This is a genomic window from Nocardiopsis sp. CNZ308 (genome assembly GCF_004217075.1).
Map to the genome: position 1 here is coordinate 6,377,193 of NZ_SHKJ01000001.1, position 26,866 is coordinate 6,404,058.

Annotated in this window: 7 protein-coding genes; 5 read left to right on the top strand and 2 right to left on the bottom strand. The window is 74.4% G+C overall.

Translation table 11 applies throughout. From position 1 onward, the window contains the following. Positions 1–22 precede the first annotated feature (22 nt). On the top strand, positions 23–832 hold the full coding sequence (locus EV372_RS27520; protein WP_486484065.1) for an SDR family NAD(P)-dependent oxidoreductase: 810 nt from the start codon (positions 23–25) through the stop codon (positions 830–832). A 329-nt stretch (positions 833–1,161) separates the two neighbouring features. Here EV372_RS27520 and EV372_RS27525 read toward each other — a convergent pair whose 3' ends face one another. Together EV372_RS27525 and EV372_RS27530 are read right to left on the bottom strand one after the other, a co-directional pair. Next, the gene (locus EV372_RS27525; protein WP_130398459.1) at positions 1,162–1,515 is read right to left on the bottom strand and encodes a hypothetical protein; all 354 of its coding nucleotides are present in this window, start codon (positions 1,513–1,515) and stop codon (positions 1,162–1,164) included. A 42-nt stretch (positions 1,516–1,557) separates the two neighbouring features. Further along, a complete protein-coding gene (locus EV372_RS27530; protein WP_130398460.1) occupies positions 1,558–1,950 on the bottom strand; it encodes a YbaB/EbfC family nucleoid-associated protein in 393 nt (130 codons plus the stop codon). A gap of 792 nt (positions 1,951–2,742) precedes the next feature. On the opposite strand from EV372_RS27530, the gene EV372_RS27535 reads away from it, so the two are divergent. From EV372_RS27535 to EV372_RS27580, 4 genes are all read left to right on the top strand, one after another. Continuing rightward, a complete protein-coding gene (locus tag EV372_RS27535; RefSeq protein WP_130398461.1) occupies positions 2,743–12,039 on the top strand; it encodes a hypothetical protein in 9,297 nt (3,098 codons plus the stop codon). A 1,802-nt stretch (positions 12,040–13,841) separates the two neighbouring features. Continuing rightward, the gene (locus EV372_RS29580) at positions 13,842–25,679 is read left to right on the top strand and encodes an ADP-ribosyltransferase (RefSeq protein ID WP_486484411.1); all 11,838 of its coding nucleotides are present in this window, start codon (positions 13,842–13,844) and stop codon (positions 25,677–25,679) included. A gap of 13 nt (positions 25,680–25,692) precedes the next feature. Then, a complete protein-coding gene (locus tag EV372_RS27575; RefSeq protein ID WP_486484066.1) occupies positions 25,693–26,067 on the top strand; it encodes a hypothetical protein in 375 nt (124 codons plus the stop codon). Positions 26,068–26,127: 60 nt separating this feature from the next. Next, positions 26,128–26,625 (top strand): hypothetical protein, encoded by a 498-nt coding sequence (locus tag EV372_RS27580; RefSeq protein WP_130398462.1) that lies wholly within the window; start codon positions 26,128–26,130, stop codon positions 26,623–26,625. Positions 26,626–26,866: the final 241 nt, after the last annotated feature.

Here is a 26,866-nt window from a genome sequence, read left to right on the forward strand (position 1 = left end):
TCGTCGCTGGGGAGCGCGGCGCATGCCGACGGGTGCCCGCGCTCGGCCCGTATGTCCGACCCGAACAAGGGAGGTCCTCGTGTCCTCGGATCGAATCGCTCTGGTTACCGGAGCCAACCAAGGTATGGGCAAGCAGGTCGCGAAGGAGCTGACCGCCGACGGGGTGACCGTGTTCGTCGGATCCCGCGACGCCGACCGCGGCAAGGCGGCCGCCGCCGAGATCGGAGCCGGCGCGACCCCGCTCCAGCTCGACGTGACGGACCCGGAGTCGATCGCCTCGGCGGCCCAGCGGCTCCGCGAGGAGGCCGGTCGACTCGACCTCCTCGTCAACAACGCCGCCGTCTCCACCACTCGGCAGGGTGTCGACATGGCCGAACTGCGCTCCTTCGCAGCGGCGAGCGTGGTCCCGCTGGAGGAGGTGCGGGCTGTCTGGGAGGTGAACGTCTTCGGGCCTGTGGCGGTGTACCAGGCCGTGCTCCCGCTGCTTCGCCTGTCGTCGGACGCACGCATCGTCAACGTCACGAGCGCGCTCGGTTCTCTGACGACCGCCACCGACCCGGCTCTCCCCTACCACGCGCTCTTCGAGCCGGTCTACGCGGCGTCGAAGGCGGCGCTCAACGCCGTGACGGTGGCGATGATGGCCGAGCTCCGGGACTCCGGTGTCAAGGTCAACCTCGTTTCGCCGGGGTTCGCGAACACCTCGCTGGTCAACTTCGAGGGCACGGAGTCGGTCGAGGACGCCGCTCGTGAGATCGTGCGTGTCGCCCGGCTCGGGCCCGAAGGGCCCTCCGGCACCTTCACGACGTGGGAGGGAGCGAACCTCCCGTGGTGAGTCCACAGGGCTGATCCGTCAGCGCCGCGTGCTCTCAGCCGTACGGGCACGACCCACCGATGACAGGGTGCGGCACCTGTCACACGGGACTTCGGGGGCATGGGCGGCGGGTTCCGGCGTTCTCAGACGGTGTGCGGGGAGGGTTCGCTGAAGGGCCGCCGATGCGGGCCGGGCCCCATCGGCGGGTGCAGCGGAGTTTGGTCACGCCGCGTTCGCGGCGGGCGGGGGTGAGCGGCGCGGACGGCTGGAGGCGTCGTCCATCCCGGCCTGGCCCTGGGCGCGGCAGCGGTCGGCCCGGCATTCGGCGGTGGACCGCGTGCGTGCGACCGTCAGCGGCGTCCGCCGTGCGTGCGCGGGTCGAACGAGCCGGGGACGTCGGCGTTGGTGTCATCGGCGGCGGAGAGACCGTGGACGGTGCGGGCCACCCCGTCGGCGGCCTGCCTCTGCGCCACGGCAACGTAGTCGAGGAGTTGCCAGAGGATCTTCTCCGCCTCGCCCAGGGTCTCCTGCATCCGCTTCGAGTACTCCCCCTCGTCCCCCCAGGGCGCCTTCTCGAAGGACGTGATCGCGTCGCGCGCGTCGGCCACCACCTCGTCCGTGAAGTCGGCGGCCTCGTAGACGAGCTTGTTGTGCCGTCCGATCCCGTCTACGTCGACGGAGAGCCGGCCGTGTGATGCGGACATCGTTCTTCTCCTGTTCGCTGTCTGATGGCTGCGGTCGGACCGTCACTCCAGGTCGCGTGGGGAGAAGCCCAGTGTGCGCAGGGTCTCCTCGACGTCCATCTCGCCGCGTAGCACGGCGGACGCGTCGACGCCTTCGGGGGAGGCGAAGTCGTACGCCTGCACGGCCCGCTCCGCCATCCGCCGCTGGGCGCGGGCGATCACCTCGACGATCGTAGCCGAGAGCTCGGCGGCGGCCATCTTCTGGTACCCGTCGGTGTGGAACACGAGCCCGGCGAGGTCACCGGTCGCGTCGACCTCCGCGGTCACCAGCCGGTTCCTGGACGTGGCCTCCTCGGTCTCCGACTCCAGGCCCTCGCCCGCCTCCATGAGCTCCCTCAGTGTCGTATCGAGCCGCCGCAGTTCGGCTTCCATCTGCTCCCGTATCGGTGAACTCATGCCTTCAGGATCTCCTTCAAGGTTTTACTCAGGTCGTTCACGACAGGAACGGCCCGTGGAAGCACGCTGCGGACGGCGCTCCGGACGGCGGCCGGGACACCACCCGGCCCCGCTGTTCCGCAGCGGCGCCCCGGACACCCGCCGAGCACCGCCGGCGCGTCCGCCCCAGGGCCGGGGAAAACCGACACGCCGGAAATCCGGTCTCGGTCACGCAGCCCAGCGCGACAAAGGACACCGCACCGGCACGCCTTCCGAATGGGACGGAGAACTCCGTTCGCGGTCGGTTCCCACCCGGCTTCCCGAGTGGGCGGTGCCGCCCCGCCCCGGGAGATCGGAGGCGTGCCCGGGCCGGCCCCGGCCAGCGATCCCGGTAGCCGCGGCCAGTCCGGGTCCCGGCAGGAGGCCCTCCCCCGGCGACGCACACCGGAAAAAGGAACAGGAAAGCAATCACGGACAACAGAACAGGGGACGGAGGAAGGGGAAGCGCCGCGCGGGACCGGGCCGCCCCGGCGAATCATTCCCTTCCGCCCGACACAACAGGTACCGCACCGGGTGAGGTGAATGCAACCCGCGGAGTCGTGACTATACATAGGGGTCATCCCCCTCCGTATTCGGCACCCGATCGGAAAAGCCCGGAAACACGGACGCAACAAAATCCCGCGTCCGCACCCGCGGAACACCTCGGAACCGGGGGGCGGCTTCCACTCCTGCGCGCGATGATGTTACCTTTACCCTCGCTTCAGATGCGCGTGGTGTGGAAAGGGGTCGGGAATGCTGTTCGACCCCCAGAAAATGGGTGACTCAGCACACGATTTCGTCAAAGTGGTGCTGGGCATCGACCTTCCCCGGGCCAGCGCACCGGCCATGCGCGCCGCTTCGGAGGTCTACGACCTCCTCGACAAGCAACTGCACGAGCTCTCCAACGTCATGGACACGACGCGCACCAACGTTCGGAGGCACTTCGGCGGAGCGGCCTCCGACTACTACAACCGCTCCCTGGCCGCCTTCACCAGCGGCGACAGGGACTACATCGGCAACGCGGCGAGCACGAGCCGCATGCTCTCGACCGAGCTGCGCAAGGCGGCGGCGAACGTCGACTACATGGTGGCGATGGTCTGGGTCCAGGTGGCCCAGCTCATCGCCGAGATCGCCTGGGCCATCGCGACGGCCAAGTTCACCTTCGGCGCCTCCCTGAAGTGGATCCCGGTCTTCAAGGCGATCCGGAGCCTGGCCATCCGGCGCCTCATCGCCTGGTTCCTCGTCACCGTTCCGAGTCACCAGGTCGTCAGCCAGGTCTTCGCGAGCTTCGGCGCGCTGATCCAGCGCGTCCAGATCGCCAACGGCGACCGGGACGGGTTCGACAAGCGCTTGGCGCACGACGCGCACGTGGGGGCCGTAATCGAGGGGCTCGTCTCCGCCGGCGTCTCCGGGGGCGTCGGAGCGTTCGTCAGCAGCGGTTTCGCGAACGCCTTCAGCCGCAGCATCGACGACCTGCGCGGTCTGCCGGACCCCGTGCCCCCGCCGCAGGTCAGGAACGGCGTGCCGGACCCCGTACCCCCGCCGAGCACGCTCAACGACGACCTCGCCGACCTCTTCACCCGCCACCGGGACGAGATGCTGGTCCCGTTCCACCCCAACTCCCCCACCGGGGCGCGCTCCTGGGACAACGTGGTCGAACAGAACGCGTTCCGCGCGGAGGTGGCGGACGTGTTCCAGCGTTCCTTCGCCGAACGCATGGGCGCCGACCAGGCGCGGCGGCTGGGCGACGACTACGCCGACACCCTGATCCGCTCGTGGGGCGACCCGGACCTGGGTTCCCGGCTCTCCCTGGCGATCGGCGACCGGCTGCCCCCGCCCCTGCGCGAGCACCTGTCCGACGTCCCGCAGAACCTCGCCGGGTCGCTGCACCAGAGTGCGCAGGGGTTCCTGCCCTACGTGCGGGGCCTGGGGCTGGGCGCGGGGACCGGGGCCGCGGAGGGCTCCCTGAGCGAGGGCCTGGGCAACCTCGCCAGCGGCCAGGGGTTCGTCGTCACCCCCTGGTCCGCCACGTCCGGCGCGACCATGAACACGACCCACCAGCTGACCACCGACTCGGCGCTGGCGGGCATCGACGCGCTCAGCGGCCCCGGCGGCACCCTCCTTCCCCCCGACCTCCCCCCGCCCCCGGAGCCGGAGCGGCCGGCCCGGGCCGAGGAGGATCCGGCGCGGGGCGGGGCTCCCGCGCCGTGGCCCGCCAGCGGCGACGGCGGCGGGAGGCCGACGCCCGTCGGCGGTCCCGTCGCCCCCGAGATCACCGTCGTACCGCCCGTCGGCGTCGATGAACCCGCCCCGGTACGGGACGACGGAGACGGATCGCGCGGCGGCGGGGACGAAGCCCCGGCGAGCGGCACGGACGCGCACCGCCCCGGCGGTTCCCCGGCCGCCGGAGACCGGGCCCCCGGAGACCAGGGCGCCCCCACGGTCCGGAGGTCGCAGGACCACGACTCGGACGGGGCCGACGGCGCGGACGCGAGCGGGTCCGCGAACCCTCCCGAAGGGGTTGCCGGAACGCCGGAGGGCCCGGCCGCCCGGACTCCGCGGGACCACGGACCCGACGGGGAGGACCGCACCGACGCGTACCGTCGCGAAGACACCCCAGGTCCGCTCACCGGCGGCCGGGACACCCCGGCCGCCGGGACTTCCCAGGACCGGGCTCCGGCCCCCTCCCACGAGGAGGGAGCCGGGGTCCCCCCACCGCCCCCGGCCGCCGTGACGCCCCCGATCGGCGCCGACCGCGCCGCACCCCCGCAGGGCACGACTCCCTCCGGCCGCCCGTCCGGCGAGGCGGGCCAGCAGCCCCGACCGGGAACACCGGAGGCGCCGCGGTTCCAACCGGAACCGGCCCCCGCCGGAGAGGCCGGTCTCGAGCGGGACGGCTCCCCTCCTCCCGTCACCAGCGGCTCCTCCTCTCCCGTCCCCGCGGAGTCCCCCGCCCCGGCCGACGGTCGCGATGCCGCGGTCCCGCCGACGGAGAGCACGCCCGTCCCGGGTGTTCGGTCCCCCGCCGGAACCGACCGGCCGGGGACGGACGCGCCCCCCGCGCCGCCGGCGGCCGCCCCCTCCCCCGCGGACCGGGGCGGGAGCGCGTCCCCGTACTCGTTCGACGCCTCGCTGAACCCCGTCGACGGTGTCCCGGACACCCTGGACGGAGCCGACGACAACTCCTCCCTCGGGGACACGGACTCCGACGCGTCGTCGCTGTTCGACGACGCCGCGTCCGAAACGTCGAGCCTGGACACCGCGTGGTCGGACACCGAGGAGGCACCGCTCGTCGAGGCCGCCGCGCACCCGGCCGTGAAGGACACGAAGGCCCCGGGGAGCGTTCCCGGCGTCCCGGACGCGGCCCCCGGGGGCGGACTCCTGGCCTTCCCCGTGACCGAGGACGGCCCGGCCCCGGCGGCCGTGCGCACCGACCTGCGGGCGCCCCAGCCCGACGCGACCGCCCCCTCAGCGGACCGTCACGACGCCCCCCGGAGCACCGGGCCCGGCGACACGGGCGAGGGGTCCGGAACCGGGCGTGACGCCGTCCGCGGCCAGGGCGGTGACGGTGCTCCTCCGGCCCGTTCCGGCACCGGCCCGTCCGAGGAGGGCGCGAACGGGACCGCGCCCCCTGAGTCGGACAGCGGCGAGGCGGCCCCCGGGAACGACCTCGCGGACGCACGCGCCGAACGCGCCGCGGACCTGGTCGCGCAGGCTCGACGGCACCTGGATGACGGGGACGTCGCGCGGGCGCGGGCGGTGGGCGCGGACATCCAGAACCTGCTCGCCCCGCGGCCCGACGACGGCTCCCCGCCGAACCCCTCCGTGCGCAGGGCCCGCGCCCTGGCGCTCGGGCTGGTCTTCACCCTGTCCGACCCGGCGAACCTGCGGGTTCCCGCCGCTCCGGACGCCTTCCCGGCGGACAAGGCCGAGGACGCCGCCACACTCCTGGGGGGCGTCGAACGCAACCTCCGGGACCGCCACGACCCGGCGCGTGCACGGCTCTGGCTCCCGGGCGGCAGCCTGACCACGCAGTACGTCCGCGACACCCTGCCCTCCGCCCCTCCGGCGAGCGCGACGCAGAACAGCGGGGCACCGGCAGCGGGCGCTGGGGACGCCCCGCCCGCCGCCGAGGCCACGACGCCCGACACCGCCGAGGGCACGCCGACCCCCGCCCGGAGCGCGGACACGGACGCGCCCGCGGCACCGCCCGCCGCCGGACCCGAGCACGCGGCGGACAACGGATCCGACACCCCCGCACAGACGCGCACCGACCCCGCCGCCTCCGGGATCGACCCGAGGGCCGACGCCCGCGCCGCGTCGGTCCTGGACCGCCTGCCCGAACTCACCCGGGCCCTCGCGGACAAGGACATCCCCAGGGCACGGGCGCTGGGAGCCGAGTTCTGGAGGCAGCTGCGACCGATCGACGGTCCGGTCCCGGAGAACCGCTCCATCCGCGAGGCGCGCACCCTGGCGCAGGCACTGGTGTACACCGTCTCCGACCCCTCCGACAGGCGCGTCCCGCTGAGCGGCGGGTCCGTCCCTCCCGAACGCGTCCGGGACGCCGAGACCCTGGCCCGCGGTATCGGCCGCCACCTCCGGGACCGCCACGACCCGGTCCGCGCCCGGCTCTGGCTGCCCGGCGGGCGGCTCACGACGGACTACGTCCGCTACGCGATGCAGGACCCGGCCAACCGGGGCCCCTCCCCCTACGGCGCACCGTCCCCGGTGACGACCGTCAACACGGCGCTGATGGACGGCGACGCAGACGCACCGGCACCGCGAGGACGGCCCGGTGAGCCGTCGACGCCGGACCGGACCGGGGCCCCCGAATCGCGCGCGACGGACGCTGACACCCAGGGCTCGCCGCCCCCGCTCTCCCCCTCCGAGGCCGAAACCGTGGCGCAGCGGGCCAGCGAGACGGCGGAGAACGCCCTGGGGCTGGCACGCGGGGCCGCGGACCGGGTGACCGCAGCTGCCCGGACGGCGGCCGACGCCGCCACCGGGACCGCGGACGCCGTGACCGCCGCCGAACAGGCCGCCCGGGCGCGCGAGGAGACCGCCCGCGCGGCCGGAGCGGCGCGGGACGCGGCGCGCCTGGCCGTCGAGGCCGCCCGCGGGACGTCCGCCGCCCTCGACCGTGCCGAGCAGGCGGTACGGGAAGCGGCTCCGGGCACGGACGCCCACCGCGCCGCCGCCGACGCCGAGGCCGCCGTCCGCGCCCGCCACGAGGAGACGGTGCGGCTGCGGGACGGGGCGCAGCGCCACGCGCGGGACGCCGACGCCGCGCTCCGCGACGCCGCCGCGACCGCGGACGACGCCCTGACGACCGTCTCCCGTCGCGTCGCCGGAGAAGCGGAGCGGACCGCGACCGCGGCGGAGCGGGCCGCCAACGGAGCCGCCAACGCCCTGCGCGTCACACGCGAGGCCGCGGACCGGGCCGCGCGGGCGGCTCGGGACGCGGCCGACGCGGACGACACCGCGTCCGCCGTCACCGCGGCGGAACAGACCGCCCGGGAACGGGACGCCGCCGCCAACGGAGCCGGATCGGTGCGGGTGGCCGCGGAACAGGCGGAGGGGTTCGCCGGTCGGACCGCCGCGTCGGTCGCGCTGGCCGAGCGGATCGCCCGGGCGGCCGCCCCCGGCACGGACGCCCACCGCATCGCCACGGACGACGAGGCGGCCGTCCGGGCCGGCCGCGACCGGGCGGACCGGCAGCGGACCGAGGCCCGGGCGCGCGTGGAGGAGGCAGCCACCGCACGCCACGACTCGACCACCGCGGCCGTCGAAGCCCTCACCGCGGCCGCGCACCGCGCGGCGTCCGACTCCGCCGGTATCCGGATGGCGGCCGACGACGCCTACCGGCGTTCCGGGATCGCGCGGAACCGGCTCGCGCGGGCGGAGGACGCCGTCCGGGCCGCGGTCCTGGCCGACACCGCGCGCCCCCGCCGGGCGCAGGAGTCCCGGGACGCGGCCCGGCGCCTCACCGATGCCGTCGGTGAGGCGCGGGAGGCCGCGGACGCCGCGCGGCGGGCGCGTACCGGCGCGGAGTCCTTCGCCGAACCCGCACGCGTCGCCGGTACCACCGCCGCTTTGGACTCCCTGGGCCGGGTGTCCGCCGCGCTGCGCTCAGCCCCGGACAGCGCCCATCCGGCGGCCGCGCGGGTCGAGACGGACCTGCGGCGGACGGACGCACTGGTGGGAGGCGCCCGCGACCTGCTCGAACGCACCGCGCAGGACCTCGCCGACGCCCGGCGCCACGCGCGGGACACCGCGCTCTCGGCCGACCGCGCCGAGGCGCTGCTCCCCCGGGACCTCCCGTCGGCGTCCCGCCTGCGCGAGAGGACGGACGCCCGGTACGACCTGGACTATCTCGTCACCTCGCGGCTGAGCGGCCCCGACCGCCTGTTCACCAGGGCGGTCCACCAAGCGGTCGCGGGCATCGTCGGACAGCGGATCGCCGACCCGCCGCCCGACCTCCCCCAGCTGGTCGACGCGGCCCTGAACCGGGTGGCGCACGAACACGGCATGTCCGCCTTCTTCGCGTCCGGGGGCCGGGAGATCACCGTCACCGACCCCGGGACGGACGGCGCCGCCCCCAGGTCCTGGACCGTCCGGGTCTCGCTGGCGTCCGAGGACCCCGCCGGGTACCGGCACCTGGACGTCGAGCACCGGAAGTCGGGAGCGCCCCTGGAGTCCCGGGAGGAGGAGCGCAGCCGCTCCGCCACCACCGGGGGCTCATCGTCCTACGACCCGCGCCGTATCCTCGCGGCGCGTTTCACGGGAAGCCCGCTGCTGCTCGGCGACGTCACCGGGTCCGCGGCGGGACCGTGGGTGACGGCCGGCGGCAGCTTCTCCCGCGGGCAGCGCGCGGCGTCCCACGGCGGGACGACCACCGCCGCCTCCAAGATCGAGTACACGACCTTCGCCAAGCCCGAGTTCTACGCCAACGACCTGCGGGTGTGGGCCGAGGTGACCGCACGGCCGGAAGTGGCCGGGGCGGCAACCGCCGCGGGCGAAACCAGCGGGAGGGACGCCGGTGAGGCCCCTGCGCCCGCCGTGGACCTCCCCGTCGGCTCCTCGGTGATCCGTGACGGCATGGTGTTCACCCTGGCCGGCGAGGTCCAGGGGCGGCCCGACGGGATGCCGGGGCGCATCGACCTCGCCCCGGGTGCCGGGGAGGGGGACGGCCCCGGTCGCCGGCCCCGCAACCTCGGCCCGACGGGCGGCCTGCCCATCGCCGTCCACAGCGTCACGCCGAACGCCCCGGCCGGACGGGGCCCGGCGCACACCGACCTGGGCTCCTGGGTCGCCGACTACCTGGTTTCCGACGCCTACCGGCTGAACAGGGAGGCGACCAGCGAGAACACCGCGGTCCAGTGGATGAAGGACCTCACCGGGCCTGGCACCGGCCAGGACATCGCGCGGTGGCAGCACGAGATTCGACACGTCCTCGACAACGACTCCTTCCAGGAGTACCTCCCCCACCTGGACCGGGGTCCGGTCACCGTGAGCGCCTCCCATCCCCGCCTGGGCGAGGTGATGATGGAGTTCTCCGCGAGGCCGCGCGACTACCGGATCAAGGACCACAGCCCGCTGATCGACGACGCGACCTTCAAGGAGAGCGTCAAGGACGGCACCAGCCTCACCCAGAGCCGCAACACGAGCTTCACCCTGACGGGGGGGACCGGTTTCGGCCTGGTGGCCGAGCTCCCCTCCGGAGGGACCCTGCGTGTCAACGCCCCCCATGTGGAGGCCACCTGGTGGCAGTCGCTGCACTCCGAGAGCCACAACGCCTCCGGCTCGGGCGAGCACCGGTCCCTCAGCCGCTACGTCTCCTCCACGGAGAGGTTCGCCGCCTACGAGGCTTCCCACGACCTGTTCGTCCACGTCCAGGGCGAGGCGGCGCCCCACCACTTCACCGTCACCGGTGTGGAGCTGCTCCCCGGCGAGACCGCGGGTCGGCTGGACCGGGCGGCACGGGGCGAGGAGTCCGCCGACAGCGGGGGCGAGGGCGAGCGGCGCCCGCCCTTCCCTCACCTGGACACCGAAAACCCCGTCCACTTCCGGGGGTCCCACTTCCTCGGCCTGGAGTGGAGCTCTCCCGCTCCCGGCGCCGGGAGCGACGGGGACTCCGACGGCTCCCGGGGGACCGATGCCCCAGGCACCTCCGGGGCGTCGGCACCGCCGGTCACGTCGGACGACCGGCGCGGCGTCCTGGACCGGTACCTGGACGACGTGCTGGCCGGGATCGCGCGTGAGCACCCGGGTCTGGTCATCCCCGAGCTGGCCCGTGACCGGGGCACCTACGCCCGCAGGCCAGGACGGGAGGAGGCCTCCTACTTCGAGCGTTCGTTCCGTGAGCGCTGGGGGTTCCGCCGCTCCTACGACACCGCCTACAAGAACACGATGCTGGTGCGCGACACCCTCCAGAGCACCCTGGGCAAGGACGGCCTCGAAAGACTCGCCCGCCCCGGGGAGGGCCTGCCCGTCCGGCTCCGGGAGTCGGCGACGGTGGACCCGACCCTGATGGCGAGGCTGAAGGAGTTCCTCCGCCCGGACACGGTCACCGTCCGGCTGCACGCGGAGTTCGGACGGCTGTCCCATGACGGGAAGAGCACCGCCGAGACGGGCCTTCGGGTGCGCGGCACCGCCTCGGCCTCCACCGAGTCCGCGACCGGGAGCGCGTTCACCCTCGCCGTCTCCGCGGGTTCGGGCATGGTGCGCTCGGCCGAGGGCGACGCCCGCGGATTCGCCCGGCTGCTCGGCGGGTTCATGGCCTCGGCGGGCTGGAACCGGGTCGACCACTTCGACGCGGCGTACGGCCTGGAGCACAAGTCCGACGCCCGCCTGTTCTTCCCCGAGGGCTCGGACCGGTGGAGCGGCGAGGTGATCCTCAGCGCCCGCCTGCACGACCACGACGCCGAGGAGCAGGCCGACGGCACCAGCCGGGGGACGGAGCTGCTGGACCGGCCCATCAGGGCCGCCTACTCCGTGGTCACGCCCACCACCGTCGGCGACAACCTGGTCTCCGCACGGCCGGACCCGGACCGGGCCGACCGGGACCGGTCGGGAATGACCCCCGACGAGGCGCGGGAGATGCTCGACCCCCGCCCGGGGCGCCGCGACTCCCCCGAGGAGGACGCCCCGGGCGCCGAGGACGGGACCGCACCGGCCGAAGAGACCTCGCGGACCTCCGGGGCCGAGGGGGAGACCCCTGTCGCCCCGCCGACCGACAACACGCGTGTCCTGCTGGACCACGGCGCGATCATCGAGCACGTCAACCCCCTGCTCCGGGAGGCGGGCGACACGGGACCGGGCCGCAACCTCCTGCGCCGCACCCTCGACGCGTTCTCCCGTCCGCGCCGGTTCTGGTCCGACGGGGGGCGGATGAAGCTCTCCTCCTTCCTGGACAGCGTCGGCGGATCGGCCCTCCTCTCCAACCTCGTGTCCCCCACCGCGGTCGCCTCCGACCCGGCCTCCTTCGCGGAGACCGGCCGCCGCAGGCGGATCGAGATGCGGGGCACCTGGTTGTCCCCCAACGACATGCGGGCCACCGGCGTCACCAAGGTCACGGTCGGTGAGATCACCGACCTGAGGCTGGCCAAGGCACAGGTCACCGTCCAGTCCGAGACGGTCTCGACGGCGTCCGCCGCCGTCACCAGGATCAGCGGCTTCTTCGCCCGGTTCACGGGCTTCGCCGGGGGACCACCAACTCCATCGAGGAGGGCGGGGCCGAATCCGGCGCCGACCGGTCCACCGCCGACGGCATCGTCCCCATGGCCGGTCCCTCCCACAACAGGAGCTTCCTCCGCCGCGGCGAGACCACGGACTCCGGGGTCTCCTCCGCCTCGGGACTCCTCCTGCTGCCCAAGGCGGCGGCCGTCTACGCCTTCACCGCCGCGGGCTCGATCGCGCAGGCGTGGGAGTTCAAGAAGCACCGCGGCCTCAACCTCCCCAACTGGTGGACCCACAGGTACGCCGGATGGAAGGCACGGGTCGACGACCTCGTCTCCGGCTACATCACCGCCCGCGACGCCGAGCAGGCCGGCGTCATCACCGACGCCGTGACCCACGGAGACGACGGCGCGCCCGAACCCTCGACCCAGGCCAACCCCGCACCACCGCCCCACGCCCGCGTCCGCGCCGGATTCGACAGCGCGGGCAGGCAGACCCTCCCCGTCGACCCGGCCCGCGCCGTGGACGCGTTGGAGACGAGGCTGCGCACCCACGGGCTCACCCTCAGCCGCGGGGGCAAGGAGCGCCTGCTCGTGACCCTGTCCGAGCAGTTGGGGACCGCGACGGACGCGCTCCCGCCGATCCCCGTCAACGTCGTGTCGACGGACCGCAACGCCCACTTCTCCAAGCCCGCACGGGTCCTGGTGAAGTTGGACAGGACCAATCCCCGGGTCGACTACGTCACCTCGGCGGCCGCCACCGTGGAGTCCCACTCCTGGCAGGCCGAGCACTCGCACGAGGACTCCCGGCAGACCTCGCACACCACGGGCCTGGACTTCGTTCCCTGGCAGCCCAGCGGCACGAACGGCGGCAGTGACCGGCCGCCGGACAGCAGCCTCCTCTTCGTCTCGCCCGCCGCGGGGGCCGGTGGAACCCGGAACGCGTCCGAGGGCTCGTCCTCGTCCTCGGAGACCACCCACACCATCGTGATGGAGTCCTCCGGCCCCTACGTGAAGATGACGGAGGACGCGTCCCTGACCCTGACCATCGAGGTCGACGGCGACGGGCTCGTGCCCACCGCGGGGGTCCGGCGGGGAGAGAGGGCGCCGTACCTGGAGTACAAGCGACCGATCGTGGAGACGGCGACGGTGGACGGCGGGCGGGTCCGCACCTTCCACCTGGGTTCGTCGCTGGACTTCACCCCGCCCGCGGTGCCCGCCGCACCGCTGGACACGGTGCCCGCACCGCCCACCGCCGCCCCCCGCGCGGGCGACACCCTCGCGGGCGCCCTCACCACCGCCACCGGGGAGCTCGCCCCGCCGCCGGACGCGCTGCGCGACGCCGTCATCATGCCCACCGCCGTCCACGGACCCGACCTGCGCGACACCGCGCTGCGGACCGTCGCCGCGTCGCTCGGCTGGGAGCCCCCGGCCGCCCCCGACTTCGGAGGCGACCCGACCGCCGAGCAGCTCGACCGGCTCCGCGCCCACCACGCCCGCGCCACCGACGACGCCCGCCGCCACATCGCCGACCGCCTCGAACTCGACCCCCGCTACACCCCCATCGACAACTCCCTCAACCCCGTGGCCCTCAAGGGTCTCCTCTCGCACAACCTCGGCCGCCCCTCCGGTACCGACATCCTGCGGATCGGGCGCACCCAGTGGCGTGTCGCCGCCACCCCCGACTTCACCGGCGCCCGTATCGTCACCGCGCGCCCCGACGCCCGGCTCGTCCACAAGGAGGCCGAAGGACGGAGCGTCTCCCACAGCCGCTCCCAGGGCGGCGGAGCCACCGCCACCACGGCCTTCCGGCCCACCGGCCACCACACCGTGGACCCCGACGACAGCGACCGCAACGCCTACCTCACCGGCTCCGGAGAGGCCACGGCCCGCACCATCACCGGTGACTCGCCCACCGGAGACGGCCTGGCCAGCGGAGAGCCCTCCGACATGGAGCGCCAGCGGCTCGGCACCGCCTACCTGGTGGAGTTCGACACCACCTGGACCACCGGCGCCCGAACCGACGAGAAGACGTTCTTCGGCGGCACCGCGCCCCGGCAGTTCACCTCCCACCACACCAACAGGACCAGCGCCTGGATCTCCCGGAGCGACGCCGTCGCCCTGGGCGTCCTCACCTCCGAGCAGGCCGACGCCGCCGAAGCGCCCATCACCGCCGAGTACGACGCCGCCAAGGCCATGGCCGACGCCGAGGCCGCCTACACCGAGCAGCGCGCCAAACTCCCCGCGCTGGTCAAGGCCTACCTCGACGCGTACAAGGCCCACGCCGCCGACCCCACACCCGCGAACCGCGCGGCCCTCGACGGCGCCCGCACCGCCTACGGAACCCAGGACACCGCCTACCGGACCGCCCTGGACGCCTACAACGACGCCGTCGCCGCCTGGACCACCGCGACCAACGCCACCGCCGCCCACCTCGCCGGTATCACCCCGCCCGACGCCCCGCCGGCGGCGTCCCGCCCCACCTCCAGCGCACCGCTGGGGGACCAGCTCCGCCCGGTGTTCGGCCTCACTCCCCGGGAGGCCCCGGCCGCGCCCGACCCGAGCGGCACGACGACGGAACCGGACCCGCGCACCCCGGCCCCCGCGGCCGGGCCGCCGCACCCCGGGACCACCTCCCGCACGACCGTCTTCGCCATGACCGACATCGCCGGAGAGGTCCGGGACCCGGACGGGGACGGCGCCGGGATGAGCGACACCGACCTCGACTCCCTGGCCCGCGGCCTGGGACTGACCGACCATGACGCCCCCGCCGCGTCCGGGTCCGGGACGATCCGCCGGCTGCCGACCGCTGCCGACACCGACCGCTACGGCGACCTCCTGCACGACCCCGACTACAACCCCAACACCTTCGACACGCTCCCCACCGCGACCCAGGACGCCGTCTCCGCCTACACCCGCTCCTCCTGGCTCAACCGCTTCGCTCGTCTGAGTCCGCTCAACGAGGCGACGGTGCAGGCCGAACTGGACCGGATCCGGGAGGAGAGCCGGTCCCACCCCGGATGGCAGGTCTACGAGATCGGCGGCGGCCGATGGCCCGACCTGGCACAGCTGCAAGAAGCCGCGCGGCAGGGGACACTGAGCCCCGAGCAGGTGCGGATCGTGCGGGGCGTCCTGGACAACCCCTATCCGCAGGCCGCACTGGACAACCTCCAGGTAAGCTCCGGAAGCGCGGGCCGGATCGCCGAATCCCTCGCCCTGGGCGGGGAACCGGCGCACTTCCCCGACGCCCCGGAAGTCCTGACGCTGCTCCGGCGCCTGGACCGCGCCACCGGCCACCCCTTCCCCGAGGGTTTCGAGGCCGTGCACGGCATGTACCACCACCAGCACCTGCTGGGCGAGAACAGCACCGACCCCTACACCCTCGCGGGAACCACACACGTCGAACAGGGCTACCTCTCGGTCTCCCTCGGTACCGTCCCGTCCGCGGCGGGCGGCTCCCCCATCGACCTGATGCGGCTGACCGTGCCGCAAGGCTCCCACGGGCTGTGGGTCGGCGACCGCAGCCAACACCCCCGCGAACGCGAGGTGATCCTCACCCGGGGGACCCGCTACCGGATCACCTCAGTCGAACCCTGGGGGCGCGGCTACCTCTTCCACGCCCAGATCCTGCCCTCCGCTCACGACGACGGGGCCACCACAGCACCCCCGGCCTGGACGGGCGAGGCGTTGGACCGCATCGACCGGGCCCTGAACGCGGACGACACGGCAGCGGCCCTGGACGGGATGGGCCAGGCGGCGGAACGCTTCACCGAGGACCTGGCCTCCACTCTCCGGGATGCCGCCGGCCCCGACCGGACCGCGACGATCGACCGCCTCGAAGGGCTGCGGGACGCCGCCGAGCACTTGGCGGACCGGGCCTGGGAGACCGCCGACACCGCCCCGGAGGCGGTCGCGGCCACGGTCGCCCTGGCCGCGGACCTGGCCGCCGCCGCGCAGAGCGTCGCCGCGCGCGCTGGCGCCGACGCGGCCGCGGCCCGCGACGCGGTCCCCGAACCGTCCGGGGTCGACCCCGAGAACCCGGACCGGATCACCGACGCCGCACGCGAGCGCGACACGGCCCTCACACGGGCCGGGGAGGCCGACACCGCCCGCCAGGACGCCGAACGCGCCGCCCACATCGCCTACGAGGCCGCCGACACCGCAGCCCGCACCACACGGACCACCGGGCACGATACCGGGACCCGGGCCGAGGAGGCCCGCGCGGCCGCCCAGAGGGCGGACACCCATCGCCGCGACGCGACGGCGGCCGCCCAGGACGCGGCCGACCGGCACGGGCGCCTCGCCCACGACGTCAACGTGGCCGCGAACATCGCCGTCGGTATCGCGCTCAGCGACGCGGCCTCCTCACGCGGCGACGCCGCCGCGCGGGCGGCCGCCCTGGACCGGGCGCGGTCCATCGCCGACCTGACCCCTCCGGGCTCCGTCGCGCGCGCGAGGCTGGACATGCGCGTGAACATGCCGGGGTTCTCCGGCCCGTTCGGCTCCGACAACCCCGTGGTCATGGCCGTGACCGACCTCGCCGGAGAGGTCCGGGACCCCGACGGGGAGGGCACCGAGGCGAGCGGCGCCGACCTCGACTCCCTGGCCCGCGGCCTGGGGCTGACCGGCACCGACGACGCGGAGCCGGCCCGGTCGGAGGCGCCCGGCCCCGCGACCGGCACACCCCCCAGCGCCCCGGCGGAGCGGGAGCCGGGGGCGCACCCCGCGGCGGACTCGCTCCTGGACACGTTCCACAGCGCCCTGAACACGCAGACCCCGCCCGGCCGGAGCGGACCGGTGACCGGAGAGGAGGCCTCCGACCCCGGAGCCGCGCCGTCCCCGCGGCCGGTTCCGGCCCGGTCCGCGCCCGAGCCGAACACGAGCGACGAGACCACCGTGTTCCTGATGGAGACGGCCGACGAGGACCCGGCCGAGGAGGGCGGACGCCTCCCCGAACCCGGGTGGACGCGCGAGCGCGAGGACGGGATGGCCGACCTCCTGGGGCTGGAGGATCCGGCCGCCCGCGCCGCGGGGCTCGACGATCCGGGCACCAACCCGCACACCTTCGACGCGCTGCCCCGAGAGCAGCGCGAGGCCGTCGTCGCGCAGGCGGCAAGCGGCTGGCTGTCGTCCCTCACATGGATCCCCTCGCTGGACACCGACTCCATCCAGAACAGGCTGGAGGACCTGACGTACGACGCGGGCGACAACGCGAGCGGTGACGACCTCAACGGCTGGCCGCTCTACGAGAAGAACGGGAACCGGTGGCCGACGCTCACCGAGATCCGGGAGACCCACTCCGACGGCGGGTCCACCCGCACCTTCGACCGGCTCGTCAACGACATCTTCAGGGCACCGGACCCCGGCCGACGGCTGCGCCACTGGTACGACAACGCGGACGAGGCCGGCGCCCTGGCCAAGGCCGGCGGCGGCGTCTACCCGACGGCCGACGAGGTCCTGGACACCCTGCGCACCCTGGACGCCGCGACCGACCGCCCGCTTCCCGGCCCCGTGGAGGTGACCTTCGCGCTGAGCGGGGACGAAGGCCTCCAGGGACTCGTCGGGTACGTCGAGGGCGACCCCTCCTCACTGGTCGGCACCGAGCAGCGGGAGGCGGGGTACCTGCGCACATCCCTGGACCGCTCACCGGCGACCGGCGGTGACGGCACGGCCCTGGTCCGCCTGACCGTGCCCGAGGGCGGGCACGGCCTGTGGATCGGCGACCGGGCGGACGCCTCCGACCCGTACACGCTCCTCCTCCCCCGCGGCACCGGCTACCGCGTCACCGGCGTCACGGAGTCGGACGGGGTCGTGGAGATCACCGCCGTGGCCCTGCCCGCGGAACCGCGACCGGTGGCCGCGGCACCGGCGGGGCCCGCCGCGGTCCACGACCACGCGGACCGCGGGGGCGACGAGACCGACGACGGCACGGAACCGGAGTCGGACGCCGAGGACTCCTCGGACGCGGAGTCGGACGCCTCGGATGACGAAGACTCCGACGGCAGGGGCACCCTCGACGAGGACGGCATCCGCCGTTTCGACTCGTCCGGGGAGATCGACGGGCAGGACCGGTGGCTCCAGGACCCGGCGAACAACCCCCACGCCTTCGACACCCTCACCCCCGACCAGCAAGGGATGGTCGACGCCTACACCAGGTCGGCCTGGATCACCCGTGTCGCCCGCATCCGGCCCTTCCTGCCCCAGACCGTCGCGCGACAGCTGATGGAGTGGCGCTCCCAGTCCCGGGCCGAGGCGGCCGACCCCGACACGGCGCAGACTGCCCACGGCTGGGACCTGTACGAGGCCAACGGTCTGGTCTGGCCGTCCGTGGAACGGCTGCGCCAGATCGCGGCCTCCCCGCGGCCGGTGCCCCCGCGGACCCGAGGGCTCATCCGGTACGTCCTCGACGCCCCCGACCCCCGTGCCGAACTCGACCACTGGTTCCACAACGCCGGTTACGCGGGGGTCATCGCCCGGCTCAACGGAGGCGTCTACCCCGACGCCGCCGCGACCCGGCGGCTGTTCCGCCTCCTGGACAGCGCGGTGGACCGCCCGCTGCCCGAGGGCATGGCCGTGTCCCGCGGCATGCAGTCGATCGACCACCTCCTGCGCACGACCGGGGGCACGGACCCCCGACTGCTGGTGGGCACCGTCCACACGGAACCCGGCTACATGTCCACCACCCTGGGCGACTCCCCGTTCAAGACGGACTCGGACGGATTCCCCTTCCTGCTGCGCCTGGACGTGCCCCAGGGGAGCCGCGGCCTCTGGATCGGTACGCGCAGCCACGACCCGGAGCAGATGGAGCTCACCCTCGGCCGCGGCACCACGTACCGCATCACCGGCGTCCAGGACAGGATCGACCCCGAATCCGGCGGTCCGCAGACAGTGCTCACCGCGACCGTGGTCGCCCTGCCGCGGGCGGTGCCCGACCTCTTCTCGGAGGGGAGCACCGGCGAGGACGGCGTCCGCAGGTTCTGGAGCCCGGAGGAGGCCCACTGGTACGGCCACCGCCTCCACGACCCGGCGCACAACCCGTACGCCGTCAACGCGCTCCCCCGGGCGCGGCACGACCTCGCCCGCGCCCTCAGCGCGCTCGCGGGAGGATTCGACCTCACCCGGACCGGCCCGGACGGCGCGCGGGAACTGCTGGAGTCCCTGCGCGCGGCGAGCCGTGTCACCCAGGCATCCACCCCGGCGGACCGGCAGCGGGTCCTCGGGTGGGAGCTGTACGAGGCGAACGGCCTCACCTGGCCCTCCCCCGACCGGCTGCTCCAGCTCCTGCCCGTGGAGCAGGGGCGCAACCCCGCGCGGGCGCGGTTCATCACCGACATCCTCAGGCACGGCCCCCAGGAGGCGGCACGCAGGCTCGGCGGGCTGTACAACACGGCCGGAGCCGCCGGGGTCCTGGCCCGCGCGAACGGGGGCGTCTACCCCTCTCCCGAGAGGCTGCTGGACATGCTGGCCTCCTATGAGGACGCCGTCCGCCGTCCGCTGCCCGAGGCGGTCGAGAGCACCTGGCACCTGGACCACGCGGCGGCGCGGGAGCAGCTGCGCGGATTCGACCCGCACGACCCCTCCGCGCTGGCCGGGACCGAGCAGACCACCCGGGGGTACACCGCGGTCGCGCTCAACCCGCGGCCGACCGGTCCGGGCGGAGGGACGGCCGCGGTCGTCCGCCTCGTCCTGCCGCCTGGGGCGCACGGACTCTGGCTGGGCGACGCGGGTCCCCGCCCCCAGAACCAGGAGGTCGTCCTCCCGCCGGGGACCGCGTTCCGGATCGACTCCGTGGACACCTCCGGCGACCGCCCCGTGATCACCGCGCGGGTGCACGCGCCGACGGGCGGCTCCCCCGCACCCGCGGTGGCGGACGGCACCCCCGCTCCCGCGGCGGTGAGTGCGCCGCCCGCCGCCGAGGCCGCGGCCGACGGGACGAACGACGCCGCCGGCGGGACGGACGCGCTCCGCACCGGGCGCGGGCCCGGCGACGGACGGGGGTACGTCGACGGGAACGGGATCCGCAGGTTCCGCACCGAGGAGGAGCTCGACGCCTACGACCTGTGGCTCCACGACCCGGCCAACAACCCGCACGCCTTCAGGGCCCTGGCCCCCGAGCACCGGGACCGGGTCATCGGCTACACCATCGAGGGCTGGCTCAACACCGTGGCCCGGGAGTCCATGAACGCGGGCCAGGTGGCGATCGTGCTGGACCTGATGCGCCAGGACACCGTCGCGGCGTTCGAGACCAACCCCATGGGCTCGCGCGGCTGGGAACTGTACGAGATGAACGGCCTCGCGTGGCCGACCCTGGACCGGCTGCGCGAACTCCTGGCGCAGGGGGGTGTTCCGGAGAGGGCCGAGGGCTTCGTCCGGTACATCCTGGACGCGCAGGACCCGCAGGAGGAACTCGACCACTGGTACGTGCACGCCGGTGAGGCCGGGGAGATCGCCAGGTCGAGCGGCGACGCGTTCCCGACCCCCGAACGCGCGCTCGAACACCTGCGGACCCTGACGGAGGCCATCGACAGGCCCCTGCCCGAGGGGCTCGAGGTGATCCGCGGCCTGGAGGAACTGGACCACCTCGAAGGCTTCGACGGCAAGGACCCCTACTCCCTCGTGGGCACGGTCCACACCGAGCGCGGGTTCATGTCCACGTCGCTGGGGAACGAGCTCGCCGGGGTCACGGCCAGGTACGCGCACGCGGTGCACCTGGTCCTCCCCCGCGGTTCCCGGGGCCTCTGGATCGGTTCGGAGAGCAGGTACCCCGGAGAGCGCGAGCTGATCCTCCCCCCGGGTACGGCCTACCGGATCACCCGAGCGGGTTGGGGAGGCTCCCGCGGACTGGAGGGCCTGTACATCGAGGCCGAGGTGATCGTGCCGCCGCGGCCGGGTACCGACCCGGCTCCGCCGCGGGTCGAGGAGTCCGCCGACCTGCACGTGTTCACCGCGGAGACCGACACGGACGCCACTGTCACCGATGCCGACGAACCCGGCCTCGGCGCGGACGAGGAGGCCGGGCTGGCCGCGCTCCTCGGACTGGAGGACTCCGGGCACGAGAGCGACGACGACGCGTACGACGACCGGCCGCTCCTGGACCGCTACGACTCCGACGACGACGCCTACGACGACCGCCCCCTCCTCGACCGCTACGACTCCGACGACGACGCGCCGACGGCCTCGGCCCCGCTCGGCCGCACGGACGACGACACCGCGGTCGCGGCCCCCGAGACGAGCGGCGGGGAGGCCCGCGGGTTCCGCACCCGGGAGGAACTGGACGCCTACGCGGAGCGGATGGACGACCTGGACGGCGCCCCGCACACCTACGGCGCCCTCCCGCCGGAGCTGCGCGCCCTCATCGGCGCGCACACCGCGAACCCCTGGCTCAGCGACCTCTCCCGGCTCGCGGCCTCCGACCCGGCGTTGGTCCAGGACCGGCTCGACCGGTGGAGCAGGACCAGCCTGGAGAAGGCCGCCGACCCCGACCGCCCCAACGGGTGGGTGCTCTACGAGGCGAACGGCCTGTCGTGGCCCTCGCTCGACCGGGTGCGGGAACTGTACGCCGGGGGAGTCCGCTCCCCGGCGTTCGCGGCGATCGCGGCGGACGTCTTCGGGTCCTCCGACCCGAAGACGCGGCTGGACCACTGGTACCGGAACGCGGACGACGCGGGGGAGATCGCCCGGGCCAACGGCGGTGTCTACCCCACCGGGAACAGGGCCCTGGAGCTCATCCGGGACATGGACTCGGCCGTGGACCGGCCCCTGTCCGGCCCGATCGCGGTGTCCTTCGCGTTGGACGTCGACCGGGACCTCGCCGAACTCGACGGATACGACTGGGACGACCTGACCGCCGTGGTGGGCAGGGTCCAGCGCGAGCGGGGATACACCACCGTCTCCCTGGGCGACTCGCCCTTCACCACCGCACCGCGCGACACCGTGGCGGTCGTCCGCATGGTCCTCCCCGAAGACGCCCGGGGCCTGTGGGTCGGTGACCGGGGTTCGGCGGGCGACCGGTACGCGCTGGTCCTGCCCCGGGACTTCGCCTACCGCGTCACCGACGTCCGGATCACCGCCGACGGGATGGAGATCGACGCCGAGCCGGTCACCGCGGACATGTCGGCGCGGGAGCCGTCCGCGGAGGACCGGGACGACGACTCGGACGCCTCCACGGTCGTCGACGAGGGGACGCGCCTTCCGGCGGGCGACGGCCGCGGACACGTCGGCGACGACGGATACCGGCGCTTCCGCTCCCTGGACGAACTGAACGCCTACGACCGATGGCTCCACGACCCGGCCAACAACCCCCACGCCTTCGACACCCTGCCCGCCGACCGGCGGAGGGTGGTCGACGCCTACACCAGGTCCGCCTGGATCACCCGGCTGGCCCGGATCCGGCCCCTGTCCCCGGCCGGTGTGGCGAGCCAGCTGGAACTGGTGCGGACCGGGGCCCGGCACGAGGCCGGTCGTGAGGCCACCGTGGCGACCTCCCACGGCTGGGACCTGTACGAGGCCAACGGACTCACCTGGCCCACCCTCGACCGGCTGCGCGAGATCCGGGCGAACCCGGACGACCTCCCCCCGCGCACCGCCGGACTCGTCGACTACGTCCTCACCGCACGCGACCCCGCCGCGGAGCTGCGCCACTGGTTCCACAACGCCGGGTACGCCGGGGTCATCGCCCGCCACAACGGCGGGACCTATCCCGACGTGGACCGCGTCCTGGAACTCTTCCGCCTCCTCGACGACGCCGTCGACCGCCCCCTGCCCGAGGGCCTGGTCGTCTCCCGTGGCATGCACTCCATCGACCACCTGCTGCACGCGGTGGGCGGGTACGCCGCCAACGACCTCGAAGGCACGGTCCACACCGAGCCCGGGTACATGTCCACCACCCTGGGCGACCAGCCCTTCAAGACCGACTCCGCCCCCTTCCGCTACCTCCTGCGGCTCAACGTCCCCGAGGGAGCGCACGGCCTCTGGATCGGCTCCCGCAGCCACGATCCCGGGCAGCGCGAACTCACCCTCGCCCGCGGTTCCACCTACCGGATCACCGGTGTCCGGGACGCGTTCGACCCGAACACGGCCGGGGTCGTGACCGTGCTCTCCGCGGAGGTGGTCCTGGGTCCGGAGGCCTTCGCGGACCCGCTCTCGGACGGACGGGTGGACGCGTCCGGTGTCCGGCGGTTCCGAACGCCCGCTGAGGCCGACTGGTACGCGCACCGGGCCGCGCGCGCGGAGCGCGGTATGCCGGTGCCGGACACCCTCCCCTCGGAGGCGCGCCGCGTCGTCGCCGCGTTCTCGGACACCCCGTGGCTCGCGGACCTGGCGCTGGTGCCCCCGGGCGACATGCGGACGCAACTCGACCGGTTGCGCTCGATGAGCCGTATCGAGCGGCCCTCGGTCGTGGACCCCCGCGGCCGCAGCGGCTGGGAGCTCTACGAGGCCAACGGACTCACCTGGCCCACCCCGGAGCGGCTGCGGGAGATCGTGGACGCCGCTGAGGAGGGAACCCCCCGGACGCACTTCCTGTGGTCGGTCCTCACGCTGGGGCGTCCCGAGGAGCGGCTGGCCGAGCTGTACCGCAGGAGCGGTACGGCCGGGGCGCTGGCCGCGGCCAACGGGGGGAGCTACCCCTCCGTCGAGGGCGTGCGGGAACTGCTCGAAACCTACGACGAGGCGTTGGGGCGCCCGCTCCCCGAGGCGGTCGAGGCGACGTGGGTCCTGCCCCACACCCGCGGCCTCCGGTTCCCGGAGGGGTACGACGAGGGGGATCCCTCCGGCCTCGTGGGCACGGTCCAGAGCAGTCCGGGGTACACCACGGTCTCCGTGAACCCGGAACCGGTGGGCCTGGGGCACCCCGCGGCGACCGTCCGGCTGACCCTGCCCGCGGGCGCGCACGGGCTCTGGCTGGGGGCGGAGGGTCCGCGGCCGTCGAACCACGAGATCGTCCTGCCCCGGGGGATGTCCTATCGGGTCACCGGCGCGGAGAGGACCGCCCACGGCCTGCTGCTGTCCGCCGAGGCCATCCTTCCTGAGCGGGCCGGCACCGCGTCCGGGGCCCGGCCGCCGACCGTGGAGGACGCCCCTCCCGCGACCGGCGGGACCGGGAAGGACACGGCCGCTTCCGGCGGGGAGGAGGAACACACGGCCCACACCGACGCCTCCGCGGACACCTCCGTCACCGGGACCGGGCTCCCGGTCGACACCGTTCCCGCCGACGACGGCAGGGGGTACGTCGACGACCGGGGCGTGCGGCGGTTCCGCTCCGTGGAGGAGACCGACGCCTACGGCCGCTGGCTCCACGATCCGGCGAACAACCCGCACGCCTTCGACACCCTCCACGAACGGCAGCGCGAGGACGTGCGCGGGTACACGGCCGACGGGTGGCTCAACGCGGTCGTCCGCGGCAACCTCCCGGCCGAGCGCATCCAGGACTCCCTGGACAGGGTGCGGGAGTCGACCCGCGTCCAGGTCGGCACGGATCCGATGGCGGCCCGCGGCTGGAGCCTGTACGAGCTGAACGGCCTGTCCTGGCCCACCGTCGAACGCCTTCGCGAACTCCTGGCGCGGGACCTGGTCCCCGGACACACCGCGGGCTTCGTCGGGTACATCCTCGACGCGCCGGACCCGGAGGCGGAACTGGCGGGCTGGTACGCGAACGCGGGCGGGGCCGGTACCGTGGCGCGGTCCAACGGGGGCGTGTTCCCCACCGCGGCCGAGGTGGCCGCGTTCCGGGACCGCCTCGACCAGGCCGTCGACCGCCCCCTGCCCGAGACGGTCGAAACGGTCCGCGGCCTGTCCGACGTCGCGTTCCTCGACGGGTTCCGGGACATGGACCCCTACTCCCTGGTGGGCACCGTCCAGACCGAGCCCGGTTTCATGTCCGTGTCGCTGGGCAACCGGCTGGCCGGGCACCACAAGGCCGAATCCCGGCATGTCGTCCACCTGACCGTGCCCGCGGGCAGCCGCGGCCTGTGGGTCGGCGCGAGGAGCGACTACCCGGAGGAGCGCGAACTCATCCTCGCCCGGGGCACCACCTACCGGATCACCCGCGCGGGCTGGAGCGGATCGTTCGGACTGCCGGGGTTCCACATCGAGGCCGAGGTGGTGGTCCCGCAGCGGCCGGAGACCGTTCCGGCCCCGGAGCAGCAGGCGGGGGACACCTCGGACCTCCAGGTGTTCAGCGTGCAGACCAGCACGTACACCACCGTGACCGGCCCCGCAGCGGCAGAACCCGGCGACAGCACCGAAACCTTCCTGACCGCGCTCCTGGGGCTGGACGCCGCCGCCGGAACCGATGCCGCGGCCTCCGGGGGAGGTCCCGCCGGGCCGGACCTGCCCGACGACCGCCCCGGACACGTCGGCCCCGACGGCGTGCGCCGGTTCGCCACCGACGGCGACGGCGCGGGGTACGGCAAGCTCGTCCTCGGCGGCCGGTTCCCGTCCCTGACCGCGGAGCAGCAGAACTCCGCCCGGGCCTACACGAAGAACGCGCAGTTCTACAACGACTTCTCCCGGCACGCCAGCCCCGAGTCCGAGGTCCTTCGGCTCAGCGAGCACCGGTTCTTCGGCGCGTGGGTCGAGAAGTGGTTCGGCGGGCACATCCCGTCCAAGGAGAACGCGGAGGAGACCTGGGGCCTCCTGCGCGACGGGATGGACATGCTGGACCGGGCGATGGAGCCGGTTCCGGAGACGGTCGAGGTACGGCGCTCGGTGTTCAGCGTGGGCTTCATGGCCCCGCCGGGCCGGCCCTTCCACGACCCCACGGACCTGATCGGCACGGAGTTCGTCGAACGGGGCTTCCTCTCGGGGTCGCTGGGCGTCGATACGGTGAACCGGACCGCCGCCTACCAGTTCCACCTGGCCGTGCCCGCGGGGCACCCGGCCCTGTGGATCGGCGGCGACAGCGTGCACCGGTCCGAGCGGGAACTCCTCCTGCCGCGCGGAACGCGCTTCAGGGTCGACGACGCGCTCCAGGACCCCGACACCGGGCAGTGGACCCTGCGGGTCACCGTGCTGCCGTTCACACCGCGACCGTGACGGAGGAGGAGGGATGACCGACGAGGAGTGGGCCGCGCGGGACGGGTTCCGCCCGGACTTCGCGGGTGCCGAGCCCAGGTTCGCCGCCGACACCGACGGGCCGGTACTGCACGTCCCGGTGCTGCGGGGGGACGGGAGCGTGCTGGGCCGCCTCTGGGCTTCGCGGGACGGGGCCGCCGCGGGGTTCCTGCCCGTGCCCGGTCCGGCGGGGCTGAACGCCAAGGGCGCCTGGGTGCGCCGCCTGATCCTGGCCCGGGCCGAGGGGTTGGACGCCCTCGGCGCGCTGGCACGCTGGACCGGGGCCCCTCAGGACGACCGGGCCGGGGCGGTCCCACCGGGGAGCGTGCCCGAGCACGCCGACCGCCTGCTCGGAATCCCTCCCCCCTGATCCGGGCAGGGCCCCCGACACCGCGGTGACTGATGGAGACGAGAGGAAGTGAGGACGGCCATGGACGGTGGGAACTCACCCGAGGACGGGTACCGCACGGACCGGGGTGGGGCGGACTCCGAACCGTCCCGCGGGGCCGACGGCGCCGAGGGCTCCTCCCGCGCGCCGGGGGCGGGGCAGGAGGTGTTCGACCGGTGGAGCGACGAGGCGCTGGCCCCGGTGCTGGTCGGCCGCTCCTACGCCCCGACCACGGCAGGTCCCGTGCTGTACCTGCCCGTGCACCGGGACGGCGTCCTCATCGGCTACCTGTGGGCCTCCGATACCGAGGAGGCCAGCGACTTCCAGCCCCTCCTGCCGCCCGACGCGGCGGGCAACGCCGCCCGCGGCTGGTGGACGATGGAGCACGTGCGCCTGCGCGGTGAGGGGCTGACCGCGCTGGAGGCGCTCCGGTCCTGCGCCGGGAGGGTCGACGACCCCCAGGGGGGACGGGTGGACGCCGACGCCCCCGAGTCCCGTGCCGCGAGCCTGGAGGAACTGCGCGCCCTCGCCCGGGGCTGAGGCACCGGCCCCGGGCCTGCTAACGAGTTGGTGCGTGACAGCAGGTGAAGGTCTCGCTGGAGGACGGTGGCATGCTCTGGTCGTGAGTCCCAGCCAGGGACCGGCCACAGCACAAGCAGGCCCAAGCCCACGCGGACAGGGTGCCGCTGTGCTGGTGCACGCACGGCGGACGGCCTCCTCGACCACGGTGCGCGATCACGGGGGAGAGTCTTCTCAGGTCTGCTCGTCTTGGTGGCGAAGG